The sequence below is a fragment of the Devosia geojensis genome (assembly GCF_000969415.1).
Taxonomy (GTDB): Bacteria; Pseudomonadota; Alphaproteobacteria; order Rhizobiales; family Devosiaceae; genus Devosia; species Devosia geojensis.
The window spans coordinates 1-24,799 of record NZ_JZEX01000130.1 but is presented as its reverse complement, the minus strand read 5'-3'; the positions used below and the strand labels follow the sequence as shown (position 1 = coordinate 24,799).

The 24,799-nt window shown below is 66.9% G+C and carries 28 protein-coding genes; 10 read left to right on the top strand and 18 right to left on the bottom strand.

Annotated features, from left to right (window positions below; all coding sequences use genetic code 11):
• Positions 1 to 85 precede the first annotated feature (85 nt).
• The 5 genes from VE25_RS21975 to VE25_RS15870 form a co-directional block, all read right to left on the bottom strand.
• Positions 86 to 955, bottom strand: a complete 870-nt coding sequence (locus VE25_RS21975; RefSeq protein ID WP_052732023.1) for a glycosyltransferase family 8 protein — start codon at positions 953 to 955, stop codon at positions 86 to 88.
• Positions 952 to 1,815: a glycosyltransferase family 8 protein gene (locus VE25_RS15885; protein WP_046109627.1), complete on the bottom strand. Its 864-nt coding sequence runs from the start codon at positions 1,813 to 1,815 to the stop codon at positions 952 to 954. The genes VE25_RS21975 and VE25_RS15885 overlap by 4 nt, the downstream gene beginning before the upstream one ends.
• Positions 1,812 to 3,032: an O-antigen ligase family protein gene (locus VE25_RS15880; RefSeq protein ID WP_046109626.1), complete on the bottom strand. Its 1,221-nt coding sequence runs from the start codon at positions 3,030 to 3,032 to the stop codon at positions 1,812 to 1,814. Before VE25_RS15880 ends, VE25_RS15885 begins: the two co-directional genes overlap by 4 nt.
• 80 nt (positions 3,033 to 3,112) lie before the next feature.
• The gene (locus VE25_RS15875; protein ID WP_152664645.1) at positions 3,113 to 3,727 is read right to left on the bottom strand and encodes a hypothetical protein; all 615 of its coding nucleotides are present in this window, start codon (positions 3,725 to 3,727) and stop codon (positions 3,113 to 3,115) included.
• Between the two features lie 102 nt (positions 3,728 to 3,829).
• Positions 3,830 to 4,867 carry an aldo/keto reductase gene (locus VE25_RS15870; RefSeq protein ID WP_046109624.1) on the bottom strand — a complete coding sequence of 346 codons (1,038 nt, stop codon included), beginning with the start codon at positions 4,865 to 4,867 and terminating at the stop codon, positions 3,830 to 3,832.
• A 77-nt stretch (positions 4,868 to 4,944) separates the two neighbouring features.
• On the opposite strand from VE25_RS15870, the gene trhO reads away from it, so the two are divergent.
• Positions 4,945 to 5,988, top strand: a complete 1,044-nt coding sequence (gene trhO / locus VE25_RS15865; RefSeq protein ID WP_244466957.1) for an oxygen-dependent tRNA uridine(34) hydroxylase TrhO — start codon at positions 4,945 to 4,947, stop codon at positions 5,986 to 5,988.
• 265 nt (positions 5,989 to 6,253) lie between these two features.
• On the opposite strand, the gene VE25_RS15860 is transcribed toward trhO, so the two are convergent.
• On the bottom strand, positions 6,254 to 7,366 hold the full coding sequence (locus VE25_RS15860) for a helix-turn-helix transcriptional regulator (RefSeq protein ID WP_046109623.1): 1,113 nt from the start codon (positions 7,364 to 7,366) through the stop codon (positions 6,254 to 6,256).
• A gap of 88 nt (positions 7,367 to 7,454) precedes the next feature.
• Here VE25_RS15860 and VE25_RS15855 point away from each other — a divergent pair, with 88 nt between their 5' ends.
• The 4 genes from VE25_RS15855 to VE25_RS15840 are packed head-to-tail and all read left to right on the top strand — an operon-like array spanning position 7,455 to position 11,389.
• Entirely contained in the window at positions 7,455 to 8,423 is a 969-nt protein-coding gene (locus VE25_RS15855) for a LysR family transcriptional regulator (protein WP_244466956.1), read from the top strand.
• A gap of 50 nt (positions 8,424 to 8,473) precedes the next feature.
• A complete protein-coding gene (locus tag VE25_RS15850) occupies positions 8,474 to 10,102 on the top strand; it encodes a GMC family oxidoreductase (RefSeq protein WP_046109621.1) in 1,629 nt (542 codons plus the stop codon).
• Positions 10,103 to 10,127: 25 nt separating this feature from the next.
• Positions 10,128 to 10,823: a metal-dependent hydrolase gene (locus tag VE25_RS15845; protein WP_046109620.1), complete on the top strand. Its 696-nt coding sequence runs from the start codon at positions 10,128 to 10,130 to the stop codon at positions 10,821 to 10,823.
• A gap of 20 nt (positions 10,824 to 10,843) precedes the next feature.
• A complete protein-coding gene (locus VE25_RS15840; protein WP_244466955.1) occupies positions 10,844 to 11,389 on the top strand; it encodes a DUF2306 domain-containing protein in 546 nt (181 codons plus the stop codon).
• Here the strand turns inward: VE25_RS15840 and VE25_RS21970 are convergent, their stop codons facing one another.
• From VE25_RS21970 to VE25_RS15825, 3 genes are all read right to left on the bottom strand, one after another.
• Complete coding sequence (locus VE25_RS21970; protein ID WP_052732022.1) at positions 11,390 to 12,187, bottom strand: alpha/beta fold hydrolase; 798 nt, start codon at positions 12,185 to 12,187, stop codon at positions 11,390 to 11,392.
• A 19-nt stretch (positions 12,188 to 12,206) separates the two neighbouring features.
• Positions 12,207 to 13,190 (bottom strand): iron exporter MbfA, encoded by a 984-nt coding sequence (gene mbfA / locus VE25_RS15830; protein WP_046109618.1) that lies wholly within the window; start codon positions 13,188 to 13,190, stop codon positions 12,207 to 12,209.
• Positions 13,191 to 13,264: 74 nt separating this feature from the next.
• The gene (locus VE25_RS15825; protein WP_046109617.1) at positions 13,265 to 14,188 is read right to left on the bottom strand and encodes a LysR substrate-binding domain-containing protein; all 924 of its coding nucleotides are present in this window, start codon (positions 14,186 to 14,188) and stop codon (positions 13,265 to 13,267) included.
• A gap of 98 nt (positions 14,189 to 14,286) precedes the next feature.
• Between VE25_RS15825 and VE25_RS23015 the strand changes: the two genes are divergently transcribed.
• Both VE25_RS23015 and VE25_RS15820 read left to right on the top strand, forming a co-directional pair.
• Positions 14,287 to 14,436, top strand: a complete 150-nt coding sequence (locus tag VE25_RS23015; RefSeq protein WP_160299994.1) for a hypothetical protein — start codon at positions 14,287 to 14,289, stop codon at positions 14,434 to 14,436.
• A gap of 126 nt (positions 14,437 to 14,562) precedes the next feature.
• Positions 14,563 to 15,129: a hypothetical protein gene (locus VE25_RS15820; protein ID WP_046109616.1), complete on the top strand. Its 567-nt coding sequence runs from the start codon at positions 14,563 to 14,565 to the stop codon at positions 15,127 to 15,129.
• Positions 15,130 to 15,181: 52 nt separating this feature from the next.
• Here the strand turns inward: VE25_RS15820 and VE25_RS15815 are convergent, their stop codons facing one another.
• Entirely contained in the window at positions 15,182 to 15,988 is an 807-nt protein-coding gene (locus tag VE25_RS15815) for an extensin-like domain-containing protein (RefSeq protein ID WP_052732021.1), read from the bottom strand.
• 100 nt (positions 15,989 to 16,088) lie between these two features.
• Between VE25_RS15815 and lepA the strand changes: the two genes are divergently transcribed.
• Entirely contained in the window at positions 16,089 to 17,894 is a 1,806-nt protein-coding gene (gene lepA / locus VE25_RS15810) for a translation elongation factor 4 (RefSeq protein WP_046109615.1), read from the top strand.
• Positions 17,895 to 17,914: 20 nt separating this feature from the next.
• Here lepA and VE25_RS15805 read toward each other — a convergent pair whose 3' ends face one another.
• From VE25_RS15805 to VE25_RS15770, 8 genes are all read right to left on the bottom strand, one after another.
• Positions 17,915 to 18,238, bottom strand: a complete 324-nt coding sequence (locus tag VE25_RS15805; protein WP_046109614.1) for a hypothetical protein — start codon at positions 18,236 to 18,238, stop codon at positions 17,915 to 17,917.
• A 142-nt stretch (positions 18,239 to 18,380) separates the two neighbouring features.
• Entirely contained in the window at positions 18,381 to 19,190 is an 810-nt protein-coding gene (locus VE25_RS15800; protein WP_046109613.1) for an amino acid ABC transporter permease, read from the bottom strand.
• Positions 19,191 to 19,225: 35 nt separating this feature from the next.
• The gene (locus tag VE25_RS15795; RefSeq protein WP_046109612.1) at positions 19,226 to 20,011 is read right to left on the bottom strand and encodes a transporter substrate-binding domain-containing protein; all 786 of its coding nucleotides are present in this window, start codon (positions 20,009 to 20,011) and stop codon (positions 19,226 to 19,228) included.
• A 97-nt stretch (positions 20,012 to 20,108) separates the two neighbouring features.
• Positions 20,109 to 20,477: a YegP family protein gene (locus VE25_RS23765; protein ID WP_046109631.1), complete on the bottom strand. Its 369-nt coding sequence runs from the start codon at positions 20,475 to 20,477 to the stop codon at positions 20,109 to 20,111.
• A gap of 172 nt (positions 20,478 to 20,649) precedes the next feature.
• Complete coding sequence (locus VE25_RS15785; protein WP_046109611.1) at positions 20,650 to 20,952, bottom strand: Rdx family protein; 303 nt, start codon at positions 20,950 to 20,952, stop codon at positions 20,650 to 20,652.
• A complete protein-coding gene (locus VE25_RS15780; protein WP_046109630.1) occupies positions 20,949 to 21,404 on the bottom strand; it encodes a Crp/Fnr family transcriptional regulator in 456 nt (151 codons plus the stop codon). The genes VE25_RS15785 and VE25_RS15780 overlap by 4 nt, the downstream gene beginning before the upstream one ends.
• Positions 21,405 to 21,541: 137 nt before the next feature.
• Positions 21,542 to 22,153: a DUF1236 domain-containing protein gene (locus tag VE25_RS21965; protein WP_052732019.1), complete on the bottom strand. Its 612-nt coding sequence runs from the start codon at positions 22,151 to 22,153 to the stop codon at positions 21,542 to 21,544.
• Between the two features lie 176 nt (positions 22,154 to 22,329).
• A complete protein-coding gene (locus tag VE25_RS15770; RefSeq protein ID WP_046109628.1) occupies positions 22,330 to 23,379 on the bottom strand; it encodes a LacI family transcriptional regulator in 1,050 nt (349 codons plus the stop codon).
• A 106-nt stretch (positions 23,380 to 23,485) separates the two neighbouring features.
• Between VE25_RS15770 and VE25_RS15765 the strand changes: the two genes are divergently transcribed.
• Positions 23,486 to 24,052, top strand: a complete 567-nt coding sequence (locus VE25_RS15765) for an HTH domain-containing protein (RefSeq protein WP_046109610.1) — start codon at positions 23,486 to 23,488, stop codon at positions 24,050 to 24,052.
• A 408-nt stretch (positions 24,053 to 24,460) separates the two neighbouring features.
• Entirely contained in the window at positions 24,461 to 24,682 is a 222-nt protein-coding gene (locus VE25_RS15760; protein ID WP_046109609.1) for a hypothetical protein, read from the top strand.
• Positions 24,683 to 24,799 lie beyond the last annotated feature (117 nt).

The following is a 24,799-nucleotide window of genomic DNA, read 5'->3' as shown; positions in this document are numbered from 1 at the left end:
AACCGAAGGCGTTGGGCTCCCCTCAAGGGGGAGGGGAGCCCAACGCCTTCGGTTTCCGTCAAACACGACAGAGACTAGAGCTAAACTAGCGCAGGCGCAGCAGCCCCAGCCACCAGCGTTTCCAGCGCTCGCGCATGAACCGGTAGAACACCTCGTCGGTCATCACGTGCCGATAGGCCCGCGCGAAGGCGACGCTGCGGGTGAGGCCGGCGAGCAGATGCCAGGGGCGGCGCTCGCCGGTGTAGTGGACGATATGCGGCCCCAGCGTTTCATGGGGCTGACGCGGATCGACGACGTTGTACCGCCAGTCGAGCTCGCGCCAGTCGTCGGCAAAGATCAGGTTGAGGAGATCCTGGTCGTAATAGAGCCGGTTCATCGTCCCGTCGGCGATCAGCGCCTCGATCCTGCCGGGTACGTCCGCCGCCGCGAAGCGTGGCAGGTCGATGAGCAGCACCCCGGAATTGAAGTAGCTCTTCGACAGGTCGAAGAGATCGCGCTTTTCGCGCATCTGCCGGCCGCCGGCGATGATGAGCCGGGCGGCATCCGGCACTGCCGCGATTGTGCGGCCGGCCATGTCGGCCTCGACCAGCTGTTCGACGGGCTTGACCGCCATCGTGTCGCAATCGAGGTAGAGCACGCGCTCGACATTCCCGAGCACCGCCGGCAGCAAGAGGCGCGCATAGATCACCGGGTGCAGCCGGCGCGGCACCGGCAGGCGCTCGCGCACGGCGTTGAAGGCCGCGTGGTCCTCGAGCGTGATATGGATGACGCGCGCGCCGAATTCCTCGGCGATCGCATCGAGCGTTCGCCGATGCTCGGCGCTCACCCGGTATTCGCAGAGATGGAAGACGAGCTCGCTCCGGCGCGCGCTCGTCAGGCACACCGAGCGCATGACCGCATAGGCGGGCGCCCAGAAATTGTCGTCGAACGCCAGCGTGACGTTGAGCGCGCTCATGCCCGCCCCACGAGGCGCCTGAGGCGCCGCTTCAGGCGATGCCGCATGTAGCGGTAGAAGAGTTCGTTGGTCATCACGTGCCGGTAGATGCGCCGGAACGCGACGTTGGAGACGAGCTGCCACGGCTTCCGGGCCGACGTATAGTGCATGATGTTGAGGTCGAGTCCCTCATGGGCGTGGCGCGCGTCGATCACGTTCCAGGTCGGGGCGAGATGGAGCCAGTCGTGCTTGAACGTGAGGTTCAGGAAGTCCTGGTCATAGTAGATGCGGTCCATTGTCCCGTCGGCGAACATCGCCTCCAGCCGGTCGAGGAGCTTCGCCTGCCGCCATCTGTCGAGGTCGATCAGCAGCACCCCGGCGTTGAAATAGGGATCGGCGATGTCGAAGAGGTCGCGGTTGTTCCTGAGGTCGCGTCCGCCCACGATGAAGGGCCCGAGCGTATCGCGCACCGCCGCGATCGGATGGCCCTCGAGGTCCGTCTCGTAGAGCGCCTCGATGGGCGCGCGAACCAGCAGGTCGCAGTCGAGGTAGAGGATGCGTGCGATGGAGGGATCGACGAAGCGGTCGATCACCAGCCGCGCATAGACGATGTTGGAAAGCCGCTTGTTCTGCGGCATGCGCGCGGCGATGTCGGCAAAGAGCGGCGAATGGTCGAGGTCGTACCAGACGAGGCGCGCCCTGAATTCGCTCTCGATGGCCTTCAGGTCGGCGCGGTGCTCGTCCGTCAGCGGCCGGTGGAGGAGATGGAAGACGAGGTCGCCGCGCCGCTTGGTGAAGAGGCAGATGGAGCGCATGACCGCATAGGCGGGCGCCCAGAAATTGTCGTCGAATGTCAGGGCGATGTGGATGGGCGCGCTCATCGGAGCGGTTCCGGTTGCGACACCGCGCGGGGCGCGTCGGCCAGGTGCACGACCAGCGCCAGGCAGCCCCCGTAAAGCACTGTCTGCGAGAGGATGCCAATCATGGCGTTGGTCAGGCCCATGGCGAGGTACCCGGCGCTCATCGACAGCGCCAGATGGATCGCCGGCCACGAGCGCGGGCGGCGCAGGACCTCGACGACGGGCGCGAGCAGGAAGAGCGCGTAGGCGAGAAGGCCGAGCCCCCCGCCGGCGACGGCGAAATCGGCGATGTCGTTGTGCAGATGCCCCATGACGGGAAAGGTGGCGCCGGGTGGCGCATGGCGGGCTGCGGCGGCGACGTAGTCGATGAGCCCGTGTCCATAGAGGGGCGAGGCCAGGAACGCATTGAAGGCGCTCTGATACATGATGAGCCGTTCCGTGGTGGAGCCGTCGACCGTCTGGTTGCTCAGCACGCGGGCGATGTCATTGAAGGCCGCGACCTGCTGGACCGCGTCGATCCGCCAGGCAAGCGCCATGAGCAGGAGGCTGGCAAGGCCGGTTGCGACCAGCGCCGCCCACCGGCCCGCCGGTGGAGCCCGGTGCGCAATGAACATCATCAGCGCGGCGAGGAGCATGGGCACGAACGCGACCAGCGGGCCGCGCGAGCCGGACAGCAGCACGGCCAGGAGCGCCAGGACCGGCCCGGCGAGAACGGCGATGCGCACCCACCGGCGCTCGCCATAGACGCCCACGAGCGCGACGAACCCGAGCATCAGCGACAGGTCGGCGAAATGGATGGGGTTGTTGACCGTCACGCCGGCGCGCGCCAGGCCCAGAACCTGCGTTTCGAAAAGGGCGAGAGCGGCGGCCGCGGCCGTGCCCGTGAGCGCCGCGATCCCGATCGTCTGCGCGCTCGCGGCGGGTGACAGGCGCAGGAGCGCGGCCATGGGCGCCACGAGAAATAGCGGTATGAAGAGTACCGCCGCCAGCGCGTGCCAGGGCTCACTCGCGGTGAGGGCGAAGCAGAAGGTGAGAATCGCGCCCGCAACGAGCGGCATGGTGATGCCCGGCCGGCGCAGCAGATCCCCCCAGGGGGCGGTGCGCAGCAGGAGGATGATGGCAAGGCCGGCAAAGACGAAGAAGCCGACATTGGCGACTTCCGGCAGTACGGTCGGCAGGGCGAGCCCGACGAGCAGCGCGAGCGTGGCGAGAACGGGAAGAAGTCGGGCTGTCGGCAAGCTGCGGTTCCTGGGCGAAAGTGGAGCGCACCATGCAGATTCCCGCTTCGCCGGTCAATCGGGCGGGTACGCGGCGCCTGTCAACGCACCGTCAGGGCTTCAGCCGAATCCTTGTTGAAATGCAGGGTCACCCGGGCGTCCTCGGCCGGGTCGGTTTCGCCGCCGCGCCAGATGCGTTGCGTGACGGTAATGGTTTCCTCATCCGGCGCGATCGCTTCGAAGAGATAGTCGAAGCAGGCTGGCTCGCTCGCTTGGTTGGCGGCGTAAACGGCAGCGATTTCGCTCTTCAACGCATAAAGCTCGCGCCCGGTCAGGTACCCGTTGCGGGCCGTGTCGTAAGCGCGCAGGCTCTGCGTATACTCTTTTCCGGTTCCGCAGATGAACTGTCCGTCGCGGAAGACGCCCTTTTCGGTAAGGATGATCTCGACATCCTGCGTCCACATGTCGATGAGCTCGAACGTGGCGCCATCGCTGCCGACGTCGAGATAGATGTCGGACCAGTCGCAGGTTCCCGTCTGCTCGTTGTAGCACCAGCGCTCGCTCGAACGCATGAGCGCGGCGACGTCTTCGATCGGCAGGAGCTTGCCGGTCTTGTAGCCGTCGAGCATCGCCTCGATCTTGGCCTCGATCGCCGTTGCGGGAATTGTGAGCGCGGCGAGCGTCGACATGAGAGCGGCAAGACGAGCGGGTTTCATTGCAACTGGTCTCCGGAATGTCCGTGCCATGTTGGAGCCTCGGGGGATCCCGAGGCAAGGGGCTGGCGCGCTTTTGAGGAAAAGTGGATTGCCACCTTGCGTTCAGCGCAGCCACCCGGACGGGCGCGGGTGAAGCTCCATCAACCCGCCCTCGGCCGCGACGTCGATCGCTGCGACCTCCTCGGGAGCAAGCTCGAGATTGTTGAGGACGCCGAGGTTGTCCCTCAGCTGTTCCAGGGTCCGCACCCCGATGAGGGCCGAGGTCACCTCCTTGCGGCGCAGCACCCAGGAGAGGGCAAGCTGCACCATCGTCTGCCCGCGCGAGCGCGCGATTTCGGAGAGCTTGTCGACCGCCGCGAGCACGCGCGGCTCGACGTGGCTGGCGCGCAGCGACCCTTTGGGGTCGGCGCCGCGCGTGCCTTCGCCGGTGCCCTGGCTGTACTTGCCCGACAGCACGCCCTGGGCGAGCGGGGAGAAGGCGATGACCCCGATGCCGAGCTCCGCGCACGCATCGATCGTGCCGTCGTCCTCGATCCAGCGATTGAGGATCGAATAGCTCGGCTGATGGATGGTGGTGGCGACGCCCATTTCGGCGAGGATGCGATAGGCCTCGCGCGTCTCCTGTTCCGGGTAGCTGGAGATGCCGACATAGAGCGCCTTGCCCGAGCGCACCGCATGGGCAAGCGCGCCCATCGTCTCTTCGAGCGGGGTGTTGGGGTCGTAGCGGTGGGAGTAGAAGATATCGACATAGTCGAGCCCCAGGCGCGTGAGGCTCTGGTCGAGGCTGGCCAGCAGGTATTTGCGGCTGCCGAACTCGCCGTAGGGGCCCGGCCACATGTGGTAGCCGGCCTTGGTCGAAACGATCAGCTCGTCGCGGTAGGGGCGGAAGTCGCGGGCCAGCACCTGGCCGAACAATTCCTCGGACGAACCCGGCGGGGGGCCGTAGTTGTTGGCGAGGTCGAAGTGGGTGATCCCTGCGTCGAACGCGGCCCCGAGGATTTCCATGGCGCCCGGATAGTCGCGCGTGCCGCCGAAGTTCTGCCAGAGGCCGAGGCTGATGACCGGGAGCTTGAGGCCCGACCTGCCCGAGTGGCGATACTGCATGGCGTCGTAGCGCGCGTGATCCGCCCGATAGATCATGGTGTCCTCCCGATGTGATCTTGCCGGCGCGGGCCCGGCGCTTTGCGCCGCGCGGCGGCGGTGATAAGAGCGGGCGCATGACAGTCCCGCCCATGGAACCGCGCGCCAATCTGCCCGATATGCCCCACCCATTCAAGGTGATGGCGATCTACAGGTTCGCCGACCTGCCCGACGTGAAAGAGCTGCAGGCTCCGCTTGCCGCCTTCTGCTGCGGGCGCGGCATCAAGGGCACGCTGATCCTCGCCCGCGAGGGGGTGAACGGCACGGTCGCCGGAACGCCCGAGGCCATCGACGCGCTCCACGCTTTCCTCATGCAAGGTCCGCTGTTCTCGGGTCGGCTCGAAGGCGCCGAGATCAAGTTCTCGTTTGCGCACGAACCGCCGTTCGCGCGCATGAAGGTGCGCGTCAAGGACGAGATCGTGACGCTGCGCGCGCCCCAGGCCAACCCGGCGCTCGAAGTCGGCACCTATGTGGCGCCGCGAGACTGGAACGATCTCGTCACCCGGCAGGATGTCGTTCTCCTCGATACCCGCAACGCCTACGAGGTCGGGCTCGGCAGCTTCGCGGGCGCCCGCGATCCGGGTACGCAGAACTTCACCCAGTTCAAGGACTACGTCGCCCGCAACCTCGATCCCGCGCGAGACAGGAAGGTCGCCATGTTCTGCACCGGCGGCATCCGCTGCGAGAAGGCCTCGTCCTATCTCCTCTCGCAGGGGTTCGAGGAGGTCTTCCACCTCAAGGGCGGCATCCTCGCCTATCTCGAGACCGTGCCGACCGAGGAAAGCCTCTGGCGGGGCGAGTGCTTCGTCTTCGACGAGCGCGTCTCGGTCGGCCATGGGCTGGAGCCCGGGGATGCCAGCCTCTGCCGCGCCTGCCGCCATCCGCTGACCACTGCCGACCGGGCGCATCCCGATTACCGCGAGGGCGTCAGCTGCGCGCATTGCGCCGGCGACGCGGCCAGGCACGCGGCGGCCGCCGAGCGGCAGAAGCAGGTTCTGTTGGCGCAGCGGCGGGGGCTCGCGCATCTGGGCGATGCGGTTCATGCCGCTGCCGAAGAGGGCCGGGAGCGCAAGCGCGTCCGGGCCGAGCATTCGCGCGGCAAGGCCAAAGCCGCGGGCTGAACTGGAAAACTAGACTGAAAAAAGGACCGGCCAGCCACAACACGCCGCCGCGCTCGTTCTGCGGCAGCAGGGTCATCTGCTTTCTTCGAGGGACAGCGGCGCCGGCCCTGTTGGGCCTGGATTGTGCTGGCCGGCGGAGATCATTGAGGCGTCAAGTCCCGGTCATGCCGGGGCCTGAACGCCTGGATGTTCGCGCCTTTTACGCAGCATACCTAGTCGTCAGGTGACGACTGGGATGCACGATTTTTTCCGCAAGGCGAGGCGCTTAAGCGATAGGCTCGACGCTCTTCAGGAGCGCGACGAGCTGTCCTTGATGCCCGGTGCCGGTCTTGCGGAAGACGCGCTCGAGATAGGTGCGGGCGGTCTTGACGGTGACGCCTCCCGCGTGTGCCGCCTCGCTCAGTGATCGTCCGGCGGCAAGGGTCGCGGCGAGCCGCGCCTCGGCGGGGCTGAGCCCGAACGCGGCGGTGAGCTGCTCGCCGAAAGCGCGGGGATCGGGGGGGGCGACGGGCCGCAGGGCGACGAGGGCGAGCTGCCGTTGTGGCAGGCCATAGGCCTCGGCCCGCCCGAACGGCAGGACGCAGACGACGAGCGCCTCGCCCGGCGTCTCCGCCGCCAGACCGACCACCATCGTGCCACCCATCGGAGCCAGCGGATTCCCACCGGAACCGGCCGCGGTGCCGACGAGGCGCAGAAGCTTGCGATCGAGGTCCATATCGGCGGCCCGCAGCTCCCCCGCCGAAATGGCGAGCGGCGCGCCGGGCCGGGCGAGAAGGCGCTCGGCAGCCGGGTTGACGAGCTTGACCTTCAGGCCCGCGTCGACGAGAGCCAGCGGTCGCTCCATCTGCCAGAACGTCCCCATGATGCCGAGCTGCTGCAGGTCGTTGCTGAGCGCTCCGGCGCGCAGGATATGGGGTAAGAGGACGTCGAAGAGCCGCCAGTCGTCCGCCTCGATCGGCTGGCGGTCGTGCCGGTCGACGCTGACAAAGAGTTGGCTGCCGCCGCCGCCCGGCAGGTTGGCCATCAGGCAGTCGTGCATGCCGCGCGGGTCGAGCCAGTCGATCCACAGCTCGCGCCGGCGAAAATCGGCGTCGGCGATGGTGCTGCGCTGGAAGGTCCTGCCCGGCGGCAGGCTCGCCGAGGCCAGCATCACCGGATCGCGGCTGAAGGCGTTGAACGCGGCGCCCGCCGCCAGGTTGTCGCTGCGGTCCGTCGCCACCGCTGCGATCGCGGCTGGGCCGATGCGGGTGATGCAGGCGCGCGAACCCTCGAACGCATCCTTGAGGCCATCGACCACGTCCTGCCAGCGGCCCTGGTCGTAGGCGCTCTCATAGATGCGCGCAGTCAACTCGGCTACCGTGGCGAGATCGGCCCTCATCTCACGTCTCCGGAGCCCCCCGCCGGCGAGCATCCACCAAATCCCGCCCGGCGGCAAGCACGCGTGCATTTGCCGGGCGATGATGCCGATGCTAGGTTCATCTGCCTGTCATCGCCGTACGCTCCAGATGGATATCGACCAGCTCCGCACCTTCGACCAGATCGCCCGCGACCAGAGCTTCACCCGTGCCGCCGCGCGTCTCAACATCACCCAGGCGACCGCCTCCATGCGCATCCGCGCCCTCGAGCAGTTGCTCGGAGTGCCGCTGTTCGTGCGCGGCCGGCAGGTGACGCTGACCGACCAGGGCATGACCTTCCTGCCGTTCGCCCGGCGCATCCTCGGCACGGCGCAGGAGGGGCGCGAGGCGTTGCGGCGGGTGGAACGCGGGCGCATCGCCATCGCCTCGTTGAGGAGCCTCGTTTCCCCGCTCATCACCGAGGCGCTCCTGCGCTTCCAGGAGCGCTATCGCGACGTCGACGTGGTGGTCAACGAAGGCCGGCAGGCGCAGATCGTCGCCATGCTGCATGATCGGGCCGTCGAGATGGGGATCCTGTGCTGGCCCAACCTCGACCCGCTGCTCGTCGACCTGGAACCGCTGCTCGTCATGCGCGAGCGGGTGCCGCTGGTCGTGGCCCCCCAAATCGCTGCGCGGCTTCCGGCCCGCCCGACCATCGAGGAGGTCCTCGATCTCGTGCCACGCGTCATCTCGCTGCGCTGGTGGCAGGTGGAGCCGGAAACCGCCGCGGCGCTGACCCGCATGGCGCGCACCAGCGTCGAGCTGCCGACAGGCCCGGCCCGGCGCCTCGCCGTCAAGGGCGAGGGCCTCGGCTTCTTCGTCAACTCGGCGGTCGCCGATGACATCGCCGCCGGCCGGCTCGTCGAGATCGCGCCCGTCGACTTCGCCCCGCTCCACCGCGATACCGCCATGGTCGTGCGCTCGGCGGCGGTCATGGAGCGGCGCATGCTCGCCGATTTCGTCAACGAGATCGCGCGCGAGTGCGCCAAGGTCGGCGAGGTGCTGGACAACCGTCTGGCAGGCGTACCGAGCGCCGCCTGACCTCTTCCAACTCCGCCGGGTTCCGGCTAGCTTCCCGTCCGGAGGTGCCAATGCCCGCAAAGACTTACGACTTCGTCATCGCCGGCGGCGGCTCGGCGGCGTGCGTCGCCGCCATGCGCCTCGTCAGGGACTTCGGTTTTTCCGTCCTCATCCTTGAGCGGGGTCCGGCGCGCACCGGCCCGGTGATGGCCATGCCCGCCGGCTACATGAAATACCTCGCCCGCGACACCTACCTCGAGATGCACAAGACCGTAGCGCAGCCCCAGCTCGGCGGGCGTGCGCCGATCGTGCCTGTCGCCAGGGCGCTGGGTGGCGGCAGCGCGGTCAACGCCATGGTCTACATGCGCGGCCAGAAGGAGGACTACGACGGCTGGGTGGCGCATCTCGGGAACACATCCGAATGGTCCTATGAGGACATACTACCCCACTTCACCGGCATCGAGGCCAACCGGCGCCTCGGCGATCGCTACCACGGCATCTCCGGAAACCTGCGCGTCTCCGATCCACCGCACATCTGCGAGACGACGGAGGATTTCCTGCTGGCCGCGCAGGCGCTCGGCCACGCCTACAATCCCGATTTCAACGGCGCGCGGCAGAACGGGGTGGGCATCATGCAGCACACCTTCGCGCGCTGGGGCCGCTACAACCGGCGCTCGGACGCCAAACGCGCCTTCCTCGATCCGCTGGCCGGCGACGCACGCCTGACGATCGTGACCGGCGCTCAGGTCGACCGCGTCCTCGTCGAGAACGGCCGCGCCGTCGGCCTTGCCTACCGGCAAGGCGGCGAGACGAGGCAAGTCCGCGCCGAGCGCGAGGTGCTGGTCGCCGCCGGCACCTACAACAGCGCTAGGCTGATGATGCTCTCAGGCCTCGGCCCCGCCGATCACCTCACCGAGCACGGTATCGGGGTGGTCGCCGATTTGCCCGGCGTCGGGCAGAATCTGCAGGACCACCACGAAGTGCCGGTCATCGCGACGACGCGGGAAAAATCCGGCTATTTCGGCGAGGACAAGGGCTGGCCGATGCTCCGCAACGGCCTCCAATACCTGCTGTTCAACTCCGGCCCCGTCACCACCACCGGCATCGAATCCTGCCTCTTCTTCGATCCCGACGGCGGCGAGCGGCCGACCATCCAGCTCTATTGCGCTCCCATCGTCTATCTCGACCGGGACGTCTCGGCGGCCAAGCCGACATGGGGCGTCACCTTCACCTCGTGCCTCTTGCGCCCCAGGGCGCGCGGCAGCGTGACGCTGCGTTCGGCCAACCCCGACGACCAGCCGCTCGTCAATTGCAACTTCTTTGGGCATCCGGAGGACCTGCGCCTCACCATCGCCGCGGTCCACCACGCGCGCGAGCTCCTCGCCACCGAGCCCTTCAAGTCCAAGATCGCCGAGGAGCTGCTGCCGGGCGCCGCCACCGTCGCCGATCCGCAAGCGCTCACGCGCTATTGCGGGCAGACGGTCAAGACCAACTACCATCCGGTCGGCACGCTGCGCATGGGGCCGCAAGACGATGCCATGTCGGTCGTCGATGCGCGCCTCAGGGTGCGCGGCGTCGAGAACCTTCGGGTCATCGACTGCTCGATCATGCCGGCGATCGTCTCGGGCAACACCAACGCGCCGGCCATGGCCATCGGCTCCAAGGCCGCGAGCCTCATCGCCGCCGACCACGGCCGCTAGTTTTCCCAGTCAAGGAGACACTCTCATGCAGATCCAGTGGCTCGGCCATTCGGCCTTCAAGGTGACGGCGACCGGCGCGCAGGTGCTGTTCGATCCTTTCCTCAACGGCAATCCGTCGTTCTCGGGCAACTACGAGGAGTTGATCGCCGGCACCACCCACGTGCTCCTCACCCACGCGCACAACGACCATTGGGGCGACACCGTCGACATCCTGAGGAAAACCGGAGCGCTGCTGATCTCCTCGCCCGAGATCTGCGACTACATCGAGATGAACCACGAGGGCCTGCGCGTCCACGCCATGAACATGGGCGGCACCCGCCGGTTCGGCGACATCGCCGTCTCGGTCGTGCGGGCGGTGCACTCCTCATCCTACAACACCGCCGACGGCCAGATTATCTATGGCGGCACGCCCATGGGCCTCATCCTCAAGGCCGAGGGCAAGTCGGTCTACCACATGGGCGACACCGACATCTTTAGCGACATGGCGCTCGTCGAGGAGCTGCACCATCCCGAGATCGGCCTCGTGCCCATCGGCGACAACTTCACCATGGGCCCGCAGATCGCCGCGCTCGCGGTCAACCGCTACTTCGACTTCAGGACGGTCATCCCCTGCCACTACGCCACCTTCCCTCTGCTCGAACAGTCGGCGGAAGGATTCAAGAGCCTGGTGCAGAAGGGCCGCGTGGAGGCAATCGCGCCGATGGAAACTATCGAGATCTAGCTGCGGCGCGGGAAGGAACCATGACGGCGCCGTCGGGCGTTCCCCCGAGGACGGAACCAATCTCGGGCAGGCGCATGGACCCCGGGCCGCTGCTGACCTCGCCGGTCACCATCCAGATTCACGCGCTGGCGGCGATGAGCGCCCTCTTCGTCGGCCTCGTCCTGCTTTTCCGGCGCAAGGGCGATGCTCCCCACCGGCTGCTCGGCCGCATGTGGGTGACGCTGATGACCGTGCTCGCCATCACCGCCTTCTTCATCTACGAGATCAGGCTCCTGGGGCCGTTCAGCCCGCTGCATCTCCTCGCCATCCTGACGCTCTACACGCTCCTGCGCGGCGTCTGGTTCATCCGCCACGGCGAGGTCGGCAAGCACAAGGCGGCGATGCGCACGCTTTTCTTTGCCGCGTTGATCGGGGCAGGCATCTTCACCCTGCTGCCGGGCCGCGTGCTCAACGAGACGCTGACGGGCGGCGCGGGCGGGTGGCTGCCGTTCGCCATCGCAGTCGCGCTCGCCCTCGCCATCGCGGCAGCCTATTTCCGCAACCGGCGGAAAATCGACGGGATATAGCTAGCGCCTCCAGAAAGAAAGCAGCGCCGCCCGCCATTCGTCCGTCGCGTCGAGATTGGCGCAGTGCCCGCCCTCGCGCAGCTCGACGAGGGTGAAGTTCGGCCTGCCGGCAAAGCGCGGCAAGGTTCTCGCCAATGCCAGGTTCACCTGCACGTCGCGCCCGCCGCGCATGAGCAGCATCGGCCCGGGAAAGGCGAGGGCGTTGGCGGTGAGGTCGTAGCGCCGCACATTCTGCGCAATGGCCTCGCCGACCTTGGGGTCGAACTGGCGCAGCAATTTCTCGACCAGCGGACGCGCGGCCTTGTTGCGCGTCGTCATCATCGCCGTCGACCAGCTGGCAAAACCCTTGCCTAGCGCGCCATAGAGCAGCGGGATCGCCCGGGCCGCCGCCCCCGGCAGGCCGAGGGCATGGGCAGTGCCGAAGGTCGCAAGGCTCGCGAACCGTTCGGGGAAGCGCCCGATGAGGTCGAAGGCGAGAATGCCGCCCAGCGAATTGCCCACCCAGTGCACGCGGTCTGCTCCCGCCGCATCGAGCATGGCGATGAGGTCGTCGGCCATGACGGGTATGGCGTAGTTGGCCGGATCGTAGGATTTGGCTGCCGGCGAGGCGCCGTGTCCGCGCAGATCCGGCACCAGCACGCGAAAGCTGAGCGCGGCGAAATAGTCGGCATCGGCGCGGAACTGCGCGCCGCCGGCAGCAAGGCCGTGGCAGAGCACCACTGTCTCGCCGTCCTGCGGCCCGGCTTCGCCATAGGCGAGGCTAAGCCCGTCCCTCCTTGTCGCGAAAAGCTGGCGCATCGGCTCCGGTCGGTTGCCGTCAGGCGCTGCCGATGAGGATGCCGGCGGCAAAGACCAGCGAGCCGCCGAGCACCACCTGCATCACCGCGCGCCAGAACGGGGTCTGCATGTAGCGCTGCTGGATATAGGCGATCGCCCAGAGTTCGACCAGCACCACGGCGGCGGCGACGCTCGTCGCCATCCAGAAATCCGGAATGAGGTAGGGCAGGGCATGGCCGAGGCCGCCGATGGCGGTCATGATGCCGGCGGCGAACCCGCGCTTGACCGGCGAGCCGCGCCCCGTGAGCCTGCCGTCATCGGACGCCGCCTCGGTAAAGCCCATGGAGATGCCCGCGCCCACCGCCGCCGCGAGGCCGACGAGGAACGTCGCCCACGTGTTGCCCGTGGCGAAAGCCGCGGCAAATACGGGAGCCAGCGTCGAAACCGAGCCGTCCATCAGCCCGGCCAAACCCGGCTGCACATAGGTCAGCAGGAATTGGCGGTGCGCCTCGCTGGCTTCCGCTTCGCGCGCGTCGGCATGGAGATGGGTGAGCTCCAGCCGGTCGGCGGCTGTCGCGTGCTTCTTCTCCTGCGCGGCGAGGTCCCCCAGGAGCTTGCGGATATCGGCGTCGGTCGTGCGCTTGGCGGCTTCAAGATAGAAGCGGTAGGCCGCTTCCTCCATCTCCCAGACCTGCTGGCGCGCCGCTTCGAGGGTCAGCGTCTTCATGAGCCAGATGGGCTTCCTAACGAGGAACCCCCGCACGTGCTCGCGCCGGATGGGAATGAGCCGCGTGCCGAATTTTTCGATGTAGAGGTCGAGGAGGCGCCGGCGGTGCTCGTCCTCCTCGGCCGCCATGCCGTCGAACAGCGCCGCCGAGCCCGGATAGGCATCGCCCAGCCGGCTCGAGAACTCCGAATAGATGCGCCCGTCTTCCTCTTCTGCCGCGATGGCGAGCGAGAGGATCTCGCGCTCGTTGAGCGAATCGAAATCGCGGCGGGCGGGGGCGAGAAGGCGGGAAAGCATGGCAGGCCTTATAGCTTAGAACTGTTCTAATGTTTCTAGATTAGAACCATTCCAAACTTTGGGCAAGCCTCGCCTTAGATCCACTCGCCCATCCGCTGCTGGTGGACATAACCATGCACCGAGGCCGGCACCTCGAGCGCCAGCCACTCGCGCAGCGCCTTGACCTTGCGCGAGTCGCGCCGGGTATCGGCGACTGCCAGCCAGTAGCCCATCGGACTTCGAACCGAGATGTCGAAAGGGGCTGCGAGGCGCCCGTCGCTGATGGCGTCCGCGGCCATCATGTCGACGGCGAGCAGAACCCCCTGACCCGAGATCGCCGCGTCGAACGCCAGCGACGGATCCGTGTAGGCGGGCCCGTGCGCCTCGGGCGGTTCGGCGACGCCCGCCGCCTTCCACCATTCGCTCCAGGAGACCATGCCGACCTCGTCGCGGATGATCGGCACCCCCGCCAGATCGGCCGGGCTCTTCAGCTTCTGCGCCAGCGGCGGTGCGCAGACCGGACGGTAGGTGAAGCCGCCGACCCTATCGGCCCGCACGCCCGGCCAGTGGCCGACCCCGTAGCGGATGGCGCAGTCGATATCGGCGCGGTTGAGATCGAGCATCTGGCCGGTGACGACTAGGCGCAGCTCGATATGGGGATGCAGCGCGCTGAACTTGTTGACCCGCCAGATCAGCCAGCGCGAGGCGAAAACCGAGCCGGCGGTCAGGGTCAGCACGCCCTCTTCGCCCTGGGCAAGGCTGGAGAGCGCATCGGCAAGGCTGGCAAAGCCCGCCGTCAGCTGCGGCAGCACCTGGCCGAGCGCCGGCAGCGGCACGAGGCCCTGCGGGGTCCGCTCGAACAGTTCGACGCCGAGCCGGGCCTCGGCGCGGCGGATATGCTGGCTGACGGCCCCAACCGTCACGCCCAGTTCCTCGGCCGCCGGGGCCAGCGCCCCGCGCCGGGCCACGATCTCGATGGCGCGCAAGGCGTTCAAGGGGATGGGAAAGGGGTTGCGCATGGAGAAATTCTAAACTGGCCGCGCTGGCATTGTCCATTGAAGACTGCGTGCTGCAGGGGCATTCCTATACGCATCCGGCGCATATGGAGTTATGAGAGATGCACAGATTGTTGAGCCTTCTCACCGCGCTCCTCGAATGGCTGAACGAGCGCGACGGCCCCGTCGACATCATCGAGACGATGAACCCCCACGAGCGGGCCGACCTTCCCGTCTATCACCCGCTCTCCGAGCCGCGACGGGCCTGCTGAAACGCGTCACGGGGCGCGGCTCGAGGGGCGTTCCGCTGCCCAAAAATGCCCCATTGTCCTCTTCAAACGGGCGCATTCGCGGTGTTGGTGGGGTTCTCTTCCTGACGAGATCCCCAGAGGATAGCGATGATGCGTACCCGTTTCCGCCTCGGCGTGCTTCTTGCGCCGCTCCTCCTGACGTCCGTACTGGTGCCCGCCTCCGCCCAGGAGGCCGGCCAGCAGCCGCCGCCGGACGTCGAGCAGCCCCAGTTCAGCGGCGAGCTCGATCCGCCCACGAGCGGCGAGGGCGTGACGCTTCAGGGCACCCCCGTGCCGGCGCTGACCGTGCCGGTCAATCCGCGCGACCTGCTCACCGGCCTGCTCGCCACCAGGGGCCTTGCCGAAATCTGCGGCATCGCCATCACGCCCGAAGTGGAAGCGGCCATGTCCGCCGACCAGGCCGAGTACATTCAGACCCTCGGCCTCACCGAGGAAGCCGCGACGCGCGCATTCACCGATATCAAGTCGACCCTCGAGGCGCGTCAGCCCGATTGCAACGAAGGCAGCACCGACGTCGCCGGCGTGAACGAGGTGCTTGAGCTTTACGCTGCCAGGCCCGAGGGCGATGCTGCTGCTCCCGCTGCACCCGCCCCGGCCGCCGATGCTGCAGCGCCCGCGGCTCCGGCCGCACCCGAAGCACCGGCGCCGCAATAGAGCGCTTTCGGGTAAAGTGACACCACTTTTCCCGTTCGAACGCGCGCCGTTCCTATTCGCAGAGCCGGGCCGTACAGGCTGCGCCGTGGCAGCCGAGATCGAGGTGCAGGTGATCCTCATGCTGCGCGTTGGCCTCGGGGCCGAGTACCGTGGTAAAGCCCGAGCACGCCGCGCCGTGGGCGAGGCGCAGCAGCCGCCCTTCCGCAGCGGTCGCCGGCATCCAGTCCGCCTCGAGCGAAATCGCGCGCCCGTCCTCGAGCGCGAAGCCGATGACGTCGAGCGCATTGGCAAAGCCGTGCTCGGAGATGTCGGCGCCCTGCGCATTGTTGCGCGGCCGGCAGGCATAGCTGGTGCCGACGACGATTTGCGAGAGACGCGTGTCCTCGCGCGAGGAAAGATAGCCGTCGACCGTCCCGGCCCATTCGGGCAAGGCGCTCGCCATCCGGCAGTTGAGGGTTGCCGGGGCTGAAAGCGGCACTAGGCGGCCGTTGACCAGCACGCCCGTCACCGAGAGCGGCGAACGCTCCGCGCATCCGTCCTCGTCGATCGGGGGCAGCGCCTGCGCCTCCACCAGCCCCGTGAGCACGGCCGGGCAGGCAGCCTGGTAGATGCGCGGCAGCGGCGTCTCTTCTTCCGGCGCGTCCGCCTCGCCTTCATCGACCTCCTCGGGTCGTTGGCGCGGGATGGGCGGCAACGCGGGCTCATCCTGCGGCTCGCCTGTCGGAGCCGTGCGGCGCGGAGCGAGCTCGTCGGCGAGGGCGTCGACCATGTCTTCGAGGGGGCTGAGGAAATCCTGCGCTGGTGCCGGCGCGGCAGTCATCAGCAGGAGGGCAATCGGGGCGAGAGGAAGCAAGCGCATGGGCTTCTAACGCCACAAACCGCGGCCGCGTTGCCGGTGACCTGGTTTACCCGGCATAAACCATCTTTGCGCCCCTTCGGGCTTCTGCTATCAGCGCCCCATGACAACGCCGCTTTCCCGCATCCGCAACTTCTCCATCGTCGCCCATATCGACCATGGCAAGTCGACGCTCGCCGACCGGCTCATCCAGATGACCGGCGGGCTCGACCTGCGCGAGATGAAGGAGCAGGTGCTCGATTCCATGGACATCGAGCGCGAGCGCGGCATCACCATCAAGGCGCAGACCGTGCGCCTCTCCTATAAGGCCCAGGATGGGGAGACATACGTCCTCAACCTCATCGATACGCCCGGCCACGTCGACTTCGCCTACGAGGTCTCGCGCTCCATGGCCGCCGTCGAGGGTTCGCTGCTCGTCGTCGACGCCAGCCAGGGCGTCGAGGCGCAAACGCTCGCCAACGTCTACCACGCGCTCGAGGCTGACCACGAGATCGTGCCCGTGCTCAACAAGGTTGACCTGCCGGCCGCCGATGTCGAGCGCGTCAAGGCCCAGATCGAGGATGTCATCGGCATCGATGCCTCGGATGCCGTGGAGATTTCGGCCAAGACCGGCCTCAACATCGACAAGGTGCTCGAAGCCATCGTCACGCGCCTGCCCCCGCCCAAGGGCGATGTCTCGGCGCCGCTGAAAGCCCTGCTCGTCGATTCCTGGTACGACACCTATCTCGGCGTCGTCGTCCTCATCCGCGTCGTCGACGGCACGGTCAGGAAAGGCCAGAAGATCCGCATGATGGCTTCGGGCGCCGTCTACGAGCTCGATCGGGTCGGCGTCTTCACCCCCAAGCTCGTCGATGTCGGCGAGCTGGGGCCCGGCGAGCTGGGGTTCTTCACCGCCAGCATCAAGGAAGTGGCCGACACCAATGTCGGCGACACCATCACCGACGACCGCAAACCCACGGCCCAGCCGCTGCCCGGCTTCCGTCCGGCCCAGCCGGTGGTGTTCTGCGGGCTCTTTCCGGTCGATGCCTCCGATTTCGACGAGTTGCGCTCGGCCATGGGCAAGCTCCGCCTCAACGATGCGAGCTTCTCCTTCGAGATGGAAACCAGCGCCGCCCTCGGCTTCGGCTTCCGCTGCGGGTTCCTTGGGTTGCTCCATCTCGAGATCATCCAGGAGCGGCTCTCGCGCGAGTTCGACCTCGACCTCATCGCCACGGCCCCCTCGGTCGTCTACGAGGTCGAGATGACCAGTGGCGAAGTGGTGCACCTGCATAACCCCGCCGACCTGCCGGACCCGGTCAAGATCGCCGAGATCCGCGAGCCGTGGATCAAGGCGACCATCCTGACGCCCGACGACTATCTTGGCGCCATCCTCAAGCTCTGCCAGGACCGGCGCGGCATCCAGCGCAACCTCTCCTACGTCGGCAGCCGCGCCATGGTCGAGTACGACCTGCCCTTGAACGAAGTGGTGTTCGATTTCTACGACCGGCTGAAGTCGATCTCCAAGGGCTATGCCTCCTTCGACTACACCCTCGCCGACAATCGACCGGGCGACCTCGTCAAGCTCTCGATCCTCGTCAATTCCGAACCGGTCGACGCCCTCTCCATGCTCGTCCACCGCTCGGCGGCCGAGAGCCGCGGGCGGGTGATGTGCGAGAAGCTGAAGGAATTGATCCCGCCACACCTCTTCGTCATCCCGATCCAGGCCGCCATCGGCGGCAAGGTGATCGCGCGCGAGACGGTGCGGGCGCTGCGCAAGGACGTGACCGCCAAGTGCTATGGCGGCGACGCGACGCGCAAGAGGAAGCTCCTCGAAAAGCAGAAAGCCGGCAAGAAGCGCATGCGCCAGTTCGGCAGCGTCGAGATCCCGCAGGAAGCCTTCATCAAGGCGCTGAAGATGGGCGACGACTAGTCGCCGTCGCCTGACGCGCCTCAACAGTAGAGCCGCGCAAAGCTCATCAGGGCGGCGGGCAAAAAGGCCTCGGCGCCGCCCGTCCATGCATCGATTTCCGTTTCCTCGTACGCGCCGCTCGCGCAGTCGTAGACGATCTCCGACTTGCCGACTTCCTTGCCCTCGAGGAAGACATGCAGCCGGTAGCGGCCTTCGTCGCCGCGCGGGGCGATGTCGGCTTGGAACTCGTAGAAGTAAGGGTGGTCGATATAGACCCGCAGCAGCGGAACCGCGGATTGCGCGCTTGCCGGACCGGCGAGAAGCGCCGCGCCGAGAAGCGCGAGGGCGGGAACGATTCTCTTCATCGTGACGGTCTCCAGAACATATGAAGCGGACGATACCCCAGGGCTCCGTTCGCGGGAATCCGTCCGGCGTTTACCAGTTGGTGCGTTTCCAGCAAAAAGTGGCAACGGTTCTGCGGTTCGGAAACGCGAATAGACAAGGACCCTAACGCCGCTCCCGCTTCATTCGCTGCTCCATCGCCCGCACCAGCAGCGAGAGCGAAATGGTCATGGTCAGGTAAAGGAACGCGACGACGTTGTAGGTCTCGAAGAACCGGAACGTGCCCGACGAATAGACCTTGCCCAGTTGCGTGATGTCCTGCACGCCGAGCGCGGAGACCAGCGCGGAATCCTTGATCGTGGCCACGAAGTCGTTGCCGAGCGGCGGCAGGATGGTGCGGAGCGCCTGCGGAAAGACGATGAAGCGGAAGGTGCGCCAGGGGGAGAGGCCCAGCGCGCGCGCCGCCTCGATCTGCCCCCGGTCGACGGCCTCGATGCCGGCCCGGAAGATCTCGGCGATGAACGCCGAATAGCAGACGGTCAGGGCGACGATCGCCCGCCAGACGAAGTCGAAGGCGCGCACGGTCAGCGGCTCGACGAGCCCGGCCCCGATCAGGGGCGTCGCCAGCCAGTTGATGCCGCCAACGATCGCGGGAGCCCCGACGAACGCGACATAGAACAGGAAAACGAGGATCGGGATGCCGCGGATGAACTCGACGTAGAAGGTCGCGATCTCGGAAAGCACCCGCACACCGCTCGTGCGCATCAGGGCGATGAGGAGCCCGAGGACGGTCGCGCCCGCGAAGGCGACGAACGAGACCCAGAGGGTCGTCAGCACTCCGCCCGAGAGCGTGCGGAAAATGGCGGCATAGCCGGCGTCGGTCGTGATCTGCCAGAGACCGATGACGAAGAGCAGCGCCATGGCGAGGAGCCAGTAGGGGATGCGGGCGGTGCGAGACGGGGAGCGGCGGGGCATTGGAAGAGCCGCGGCCGAGGGCCGCGGCCTGAGGCCTATTGGGCCGCGTTGTAGTCGTAGAACCACTTCTGCTCGAGCGCGGCGAGCGTTCCGTCCGCCTTGATGGCGGCGAGCGCCGCGTTGACCGGTTCGACGAGGTCGGAGCCTGGCGTGAAGATAAAGCCGAAATCTTCGGTGCCGAGCGGGTCGCCGACGACCTTGAAGGCGCCGGGATTGGCCCCGATGTAGCCATCGGCCGAGGTCTGGTCCATCAGCACGGTGTCGACATCGCCGGCGGCGAGCGCCTGCACCGAGGCCCCGAAGGTCTCGAACAGCTTGACTCGCGGATTGGCCTCGTTCCCATCGAGGACGCTGTAGATCGCGACGTAGAAATTGGTGGTGCCGGGTTGCGCCCCGACCAGCAGATCCGCGTCGGCTGCAAAGCTTTCCGCGTCGGCGAAACGCTCCTCGTCGGCCCGCACCAGCATGAGCTGCTGGCTAGTGAGGTAAGAGTCGGAGAAGTCGATCTGCTCCTCGCGTTCCGCGTTGATGGTGATGCCGTCCATGCCGACGTCGAACTGGCCGTCGCGCACCGCCTGGATCATCACGTCCCAGCTGGCAAGCTGCCAGTCGACCTCGGCATTGAGCCGGCGGGCGATCTCGTTGAAGAGGTCGTATTCGAGCCCGACACCCTCACCCGTTTCCGGATCGGCGAAGTTGAGGGGCGTATAGGCGTTCTCGGTCACCGCGACGATGGTGCGGCCGCCGAGATCGGGCAGGTCCTGGGCGCTGACGGGCAGCGACAACGCGAGGAGGGCGGCAAGAAGCGGCAGGGCTTTCATGAGGCGGCAATTCTCCGGAACGAAAGAACGGGCACCGCAACGGCGCCCGCACGAAATTAGAACATCGCACCAAAGGGTGTGAAGCGGCTTTCGGACTTCAGGCTTCGTCGACGACGTCGGCCTTGGGCCCGTTCTTCTGCACCGAGGCGATGCAGTTCTTGGCGCTGGACTTCGACTTGTAGGTCTCCGAGCGCACCATGGTCTCGCCGTTGGCGGCCACGAACCGCACGAAGAACTGCCCGTCCTTGGAGCCGACGATCTCGAAGCGGTAGCCCTTGCCGTTCTCCTGCTTGGTCAGGTCAACGGTCGCGGCCTTGGGCGCGTTCTTCTTGATCGAGTCGATGCAGTTCTGCGCGCTGTCCTTGCCCTTGTAGTTCTCGGACCAGACGAGCGTCTCGGCGTTGTAGACGAACTTGGCGACGAACTCGCCGTTCTTGGCGGAAGCGATCTTGAATTTGTGCGGCATGGCGCCGGTCTCCCTCATGAACCCCGCGGATGCTCCTGGAGCGTTTCAGCAAAAAGCGGGTATCCGCTCCCTGCCGGTACGAAACGCGATAAATCCAGCGCACCTCGCCGAGCACACTAGCGCACGTGGCGCAGAATGGAAGTCTTTCATTGGGCAGGAAGAATTGGGATCTTTACTCTTCGCCCGCGCGCGATGCGCGATCGATATGGCCGAGGTCGCGATCCGGGTCGATGCGGTCCCGCACCATCTGCTTCAATGTCTTGACGTCCGGGAACCCGCCGTCGCGCTTGCGCTCCCAGACGAGTTCGCCGTCGATGCGGATTTCGAAGATGCCGCCGGTGCCGGGCAGGAGCGTGACGGCCGACAATTCCTGGCTGAAGGTCGAAAGCAGTTCCTGCGCCATCCAGGCCGAGCGCAGGAGCCAATTGCACTGGGTGCAGTAGGCGATGGTGATGGCGGGCTTTGTCTCGGTCATCTGCGCCTGGTCGCCCCGTTGTCGCGTGCCAGGTTGGCGAGGATCTCATCGACAAGGTCGAGGTCCTGCCGTCGCCCCGCCGCCTGCTGCTGCAGGTCGACGAGGTAGGAGGTGGTATAATAGAGCCGCCGCGCCAGTATGGTGGCGATATGAAGCGAGAACTCGGGCTGCGCTTCGAGGAAGGTCAGCGCGTCGGGGATCTCATAGGCGGTCACGTCCGAGAGCGCTTTGACTGTCGCCGTATGCGGCATGTCGAGCAGGACGCTCATCTCGCCGAAGAACGATCCGGGCTCGTCGACATGCGTCACCTGCATGCGCTCGCGGATGATCTCCACATCCCCCGAGATGAGGATGTAGAGCCGTCCGAGCTGCTCGCCCTCCGGCAGGATGACCGCGCCGGACTTGAAGGTGACGGTTTTCAAGCCTTCGCAATAGTCGAGAATGTCGGCCATCGAGCCCTCGCGTGCGCCAACCTGTTGGTCGCGCGACAATACTGGGGCGAGCTTCGTGCGGGTAGGGGCGGGTGCAAAAAAAGTCGCCCGGCGAACCGGGCGACTCGGGGTCGTGTCCTGCTCTCTGTCGGTCGAGGCTAGTTGACCCACACCACCGTGCGGCTCGCGTTCTCGACCAGGACCGGCCGGTCGTTGAGATAGACGTAGGAGTAGGCCGGATCCTGCGGGATGGCGACGAGTTCGACGTCCTCGGGCACCACGTAGCCGGCCACCACGTCGCCCTCTACGGCGAACGAGGTCACCGGGTTGGCGACGGCGAAATCGGCCGTGGACTGCGTCACGAGATAGCCCGGCGAGTGGACGAGGGTGCGCGTCTCGTTGTCGACGATCCAGATGCGGTTGTTGATGTAGATGTAGCTGTACCGCGGATCGCCCTCGACCGGATAGATCGTCACGTCCGCCGGCACCACATAGCCGACCGAGACCGGCGCATCGAGGATGACGGGCTCGACCGGATGGACGGCCGCGTATTCGATGGTCGTGGCCTCGATGCCGGCCTCGGCGCCGATCACGGCGCCGGCAAAGCCGCCGATGGCGGCGCCGATCGGTCCGCCGAGCAGGAACCCGACGCCGGCGCCGGTCGCGCCGCCCGCGCCGCCGCCAAGGGCGGCGCCGCCGTCGGACTGGGCAAGGCTCGGCGCGGTGCCGAGCGCGAGAATGGCCATGGAGGCCACAAGGAGCTTCTTCATTTTTCCGGTCCTTTCTTTTGACGCCTCAGGCGTCAGACCTGGCGTAGCCGGGGTAAGCCGCGCCGTTTGTTAGCGCCCCGCTGGCTATTCAATGGCGGTGGGGACCGGGGGTTCCTTGTGGTTGCCGCAACGCACGCAACCGTGTTGCAGCCTTGCCACGGGTGGGGCTGCCGGGCTCAGTCAGGCCAGTCGAACCGTGGTTCGTCGATGACCTGCAGGCCCGCAGCCGGCGCGCCGGAGACGCGCTCGAGCAGCAGCTCGGCCATGCGCCGGCCGGCAGCGACGAAATCCTCGAACACCGTCTCGGCGCCCGGACGGAACTGGGCAAAGAGCGGGGTTGCCTGCTTGGTGACGACATGGGCCGTCTCGCCGATCACCCGGCCGCTGTCGGCGAGCCCTCCGATGACGGCGAGCGCCGAGATCTCCGAGCAGCAGACATATCCGTCCGGCGGCTCGGGCCGGCGCTGTCGCTTCATGACATAGGTGCGGATGGCGTCCGTCGCGCTCGAAAGCGTGACGTCGGCGGCGACCTCGTGGGCGAGGCCGCGCTCATCGGCGGCGGTGACGAAACCGCGCCGCAGGTGCTCGCTGTAGGTCAGGGCGCTTTCCGGCAGCACGATCGCGACCCTCTGGCATCCCTTGTCCGCCAGCCTCTGCACCGCGCCATGGGCATAGGCCTCGTTGTCGAAATCGACGAAGGCGTGCGGTTCGTCCAGCTCGCTGCGTCCATGGCTGACGAACGGGAAACCCGCGTCGATGAGGAACCGCACCCGCTCGTCCGCCGATTCGACCTTAGAGAAGATCACCCCGTCCGCCATGCGGTTGCGCACGATGTGGCGGATCGGCTCGATCGGCGGCACGTTGCGGAACTGCGGGGTGATGACGAGGTGGTAGGCCGTGCCGCGCAGCGCTTCGCTGATGCCGGTGACGAGCGAGGTGCCGAAGCCGTAGATCTGCTCGTCGGGCTCCAGCACCAGCGCGATGACGTTGGTCCGCCCGGTCTTTAACCGCAGCGCCGCCCGGTCGGGCAGGTACCCGATTTCGGCGGCGATCTTCTGCACCCGCTCGCGCGTCTCCTGGGCAAGCTCGGGCGCGTTGTTGAGCGCGCGCGATATGGTGGTCACCGCAAGCCCCGTCATCTGCGCGATGGTCTTCAGCGTCGGTTTGTCGGAGGGGGGTGCGCCGCGCCTGCCGCGCTTGGCCGGCCGGCCGGTGTCGTCTTGCAACTTGTCGTTCTCCTCGTGCCGGGCGATTGTCGTCCGGGCCGGTATGGCCGGCCACATCAACAGATCGGGGCGTCGGAATCAACGCCCGCCGGACGGGAGGGGAGGCATGCTGCTCAGCAAAGCCGAACGCGAGGCGATCGCCGCCGGACGCATGGGGCTGGTCTTGCGCCGCTGGAAGCGCCCGAGCGTCAAGGCGGGCGGCACGCTGGTGACCGCCATCGGCCAGCTCGCGATCGATGCCGTCGAGCGCATCGATGCCATCGCGCCGGCCGACGCCATCTGCGCCGGCTATCCCGATGCCGAAACCGCGGCCAGCGCGCTCGCCGCTCGGGAAGGCGACCTCTATCGCATCGCCTTCCACCTCGCCGGTCCCGATCCGCGCCTTGCTCTGCGCGAGTCGGCCGAGCTCGATGCGGCAGAACGTCAGCGTCTCGCCGCCCGCCTTGCGCGTCTCGCTGCCCGCCCCGCCGGCCCCTGGACCGGCGCGACCCTCAAGGCCATCGCCGCCCATCCCGGCGTGCCCGCGCGCGAGCTCGCCGCCCTCCTCGGGCGCGATCGCGACGCGCTCAAGACCGATATCCGCAAGCTCAAGGCGCTGGGCCTCACCATCAGCCTCGAGACCGGCTACCGTCTCTCGCCGCGCGGGCTTGTCTGGCTCGCTAAAACTGGATAGAAGAAGTCATATTTTCGCGGCGACACGGAAATCGGGCAGCTTTTTTCCTTTCTGGTGAGAAATCTTTGCTGCCCGCTTCTGGAAATCGGCCTCCGGCTCACTTATCTTGGGCTTCGCGCCGGGTTCCCGGCGCATCTTCGTTCAACCCCCATACGAAAGGAATGCAGATGACGACATCGGCGACCCCTTCAACCCGTATCGGGATATTGAACGTACGCCTCCTCGGTTCGCATGGCGCCAAACGCTGGCAAGTAGGGACCTGTCGATCCAAACGAATGTGACCCGCCGTCACCTCGTTGTCTCAAAAAATCGATATCAGGCCCGCGCTGCCGCCATGATCCGGTAATCAAAAGACCATATTGCCGATCATCATGGGTCCCGGCCGACGCGCAAGTGGAGTCTCCACCCATGCATGAACCCAATGTTGACAGGACCAATGTCCAGAAGCCTATCGTGATCGAAGTCGCCGGCGAGCCGCTGGGCGTCGTCGTTCCGGATGCCGAGGTTTACCGCTTCCTGGCGGTCAAGCTTCCGGCTTTCGCCATCGACGGCCAGACCTTCGAGAGCGTCGAAGCCGCCCGCATCGCTGCATCGCAGGTGCTGCGGATCAATGATGGCGACGCCCCCTGAGGGGCGCGCCATTCGAGGCAAAAGAGAAAAGGCGGGCTGCGGTCCGCCTCTTTTTTTGTGCGAAGCCCGCGGCCTCCCCTCCCCCTTGAGGGGAGGGGCTGGGGGTGGGGGACGCAT

What these genes read in the sequence shown, in the direction of transcription:
- VE25_RS21975 (WP_052732023.1), bottom strand. Translation starts at nt 955, where the DNA reads ATGAGCGCGCTCAACGTCACGCTGGCGTTCGACGACAATTTCTGGGCG.
- VE25_RS15885 (WP_046109627.1), bottom strand. Translation starts at nt 1,815, where the DNA reads ATGAGCGCGCCCATCCACATCGCCCTGACATTCGACGACAATTTCTGG.
- VE25_RS15875 (WP_152664645.1), bottom strand. Translation starts at nt 3,727, where the DNA reads ATGAAACCCGCTCGTCTTGCCGCTCTCATGTCGACGCTCGCCGCGCTC.
- VE25_RS15870 (WP_046109624.1), bottom strand. Translation starts at nt 4,867, where the DNA reads ATGATCTATCGGGCGGATCACGCGCGCTACGACGCCATGCAGTATCGC.
- trhO (WP_244466957.1), top strand. Translation starts at nt 4,945, where the DNA reads ATGACAGTCCCGCCCATGGAACCGCGCGCCAATCTGCCCGATATGCCC.
- VE25_RS15860 (WP_046109623.1), bottom strand. Translation starts at nt 7,366, where the DNA reads ATGAGGGCCGATCTCGCCACGGTAGCCGAGTTGACTGCGCGCATCTAT.
- VE25_RS15855 (WP_244466956.1), top strand. Translation starts at nt 7,455, where the DNA reads ATGCTAGGTTCATCTGCCTGTCATCGCCGTACGCTCCAGATGGATATC.
- VE25_RS15850 (WP_046109621.1), top strand. Translation starts at nt 8,474, where the DNA reads ATGCCCGCAAAGACTTACGACTTCGTCATCGCCGGCGGCGGCTCGGCG.
- VE25_RS15845 (WP_046109620.1), top strand. Translation starts at nt 10,128, where the DNA reads ATGCAGATCCAGTGGCTCGGCCATTCGGCCTTCAAGGTGACGGCGACC.
- VE25_RS15840 (WP_244466955.1), top strand. Translation starts at nt 10,844, where the DNA reads ATGACGGCGCCGTCGGGCGTTCCCCCGAGGACGGAACCAATCTCGGGC.
- VE25_RS21970 (WP_052732022.1), bottom strand. Translation starts at nt 12,187, where the DNA reads ATGCGCCAGCTTTTCGCGACAAGGAGGGACGGGCTTAGCCTCGCCTAT.
- mbfA (WP_046109618.1), bottom strand. Translation starts at nt 13,190, where the DNA reads ATGCTTTCCCGCCTTCTCGCCCCCGCCCGCCGCGATTTCGATTCGCTC.
- VE25_RS15825 (WP_046109617.1), bottom strand. Translation starts at nt 14,188, where the DNA reads ATGCGCAACCCCTTTCCCATCCCCTTGAACGCCTTGCGCGCCATCGAG.
- VE25_RS23015 (WP_160299994.1), top strand. Translation starts at nt 14,287, where the DNA reads ATGCACAGATTGTTGAGCCTTCTCACCGCGCTCCTCGAATGGCTGAAC.
- VE25_RS15820 (WP_046109616.1), top strand. Translation starts at nt 14,563, where the DNA reads ATGATGCGTACCCGTTTCCGCCTCGGCGTGCTTCTTGCGCCGCTCCTC.
- VE25_RS15815 (WP_052732021.1), bottom strand. Translation starts at nt 15,988, where the DNA reads ATGCGCTTGCTTCCTCTCGCCCCGATTGCCCTCCTGCTGATGACTGCC.
- lepA (WP_046109615.1), top strand. Translation starts at nt 16,089, where the DNA reads ATGACAACGCCGCTTTCCCGCATCCGCAACTTCTCCATCGTCGCCCAT.
- VE25_RS15805 (WP_046109614.1), bottom strand. Translation starts at nt 18,238, where the DNA reads ATGAAGAGAATCGTTCCCGCCCTCGCGCTTCTCGGCGCGGCGCTTCTC.
- VE25_RS15800 (WP_046109613.1), bottom strand. Translation starts at nt 19,190, where the DNA reads ATGCCCCGCCGCTCCCCGTCTCGCACCGCCCGCATCCCCTACTGGCTC.
- VE25_RS15795 (WP_046109612.1), bottom strand. Translation starts at nt 20,011, where the DNA reads ATGAAAGCCCTGCCGCTTCTTGCCGCCCTCCTCGCGTTGTCGCTGCCC.
- VE25_RS23765 (WP_046109631.1), bottom strand. Translation starts at nt 20,477, where the DNA reads ATGCCGCACAAATTCAAGATCGCTTCCGCCAAGAACGGCGAGTTCGTC.
- VE25_RS15785 (WP_046109611.1), bottom strand. Translation starts at nt 20,952, where the DNA reads ATGACCGAGACAAAGCCCGCCATCACCATCGCCTACTGCACCCAGTGC.
- VE25_RS15780 (WP_046109630.1), bottom strand. Translation starts at nt 21,404, where the DNA reads ATGGCCGACATTCTCGACTATTGCGAAGGCTTGAAAACCGTCACCTTC.
- VE25_RS21965 (WP_052732019.1), bottom strand. Translation starts at nt 22,153, where the DNA reads ATGAAGAAGCTCCTTGTGGCCTCCATGGCCATTCTCGCGCTCGGCACC.
- VE25_RS15765 (WP_046109610.1), top strand. Translation starts at nt 23,486, where the DNA reads ATGCTGCTCAGCAAAGCCGAACGCGAGGCGATCGCCGCCGGACGCATG.
- VE25_RS15760 (WP_046109609.1), top strand. Translation starts at nt 24,461, where the DNA reads ATGCATGAACCCAATGTTGACAGGACCAATGTCCAGAAGCCTATCGTG.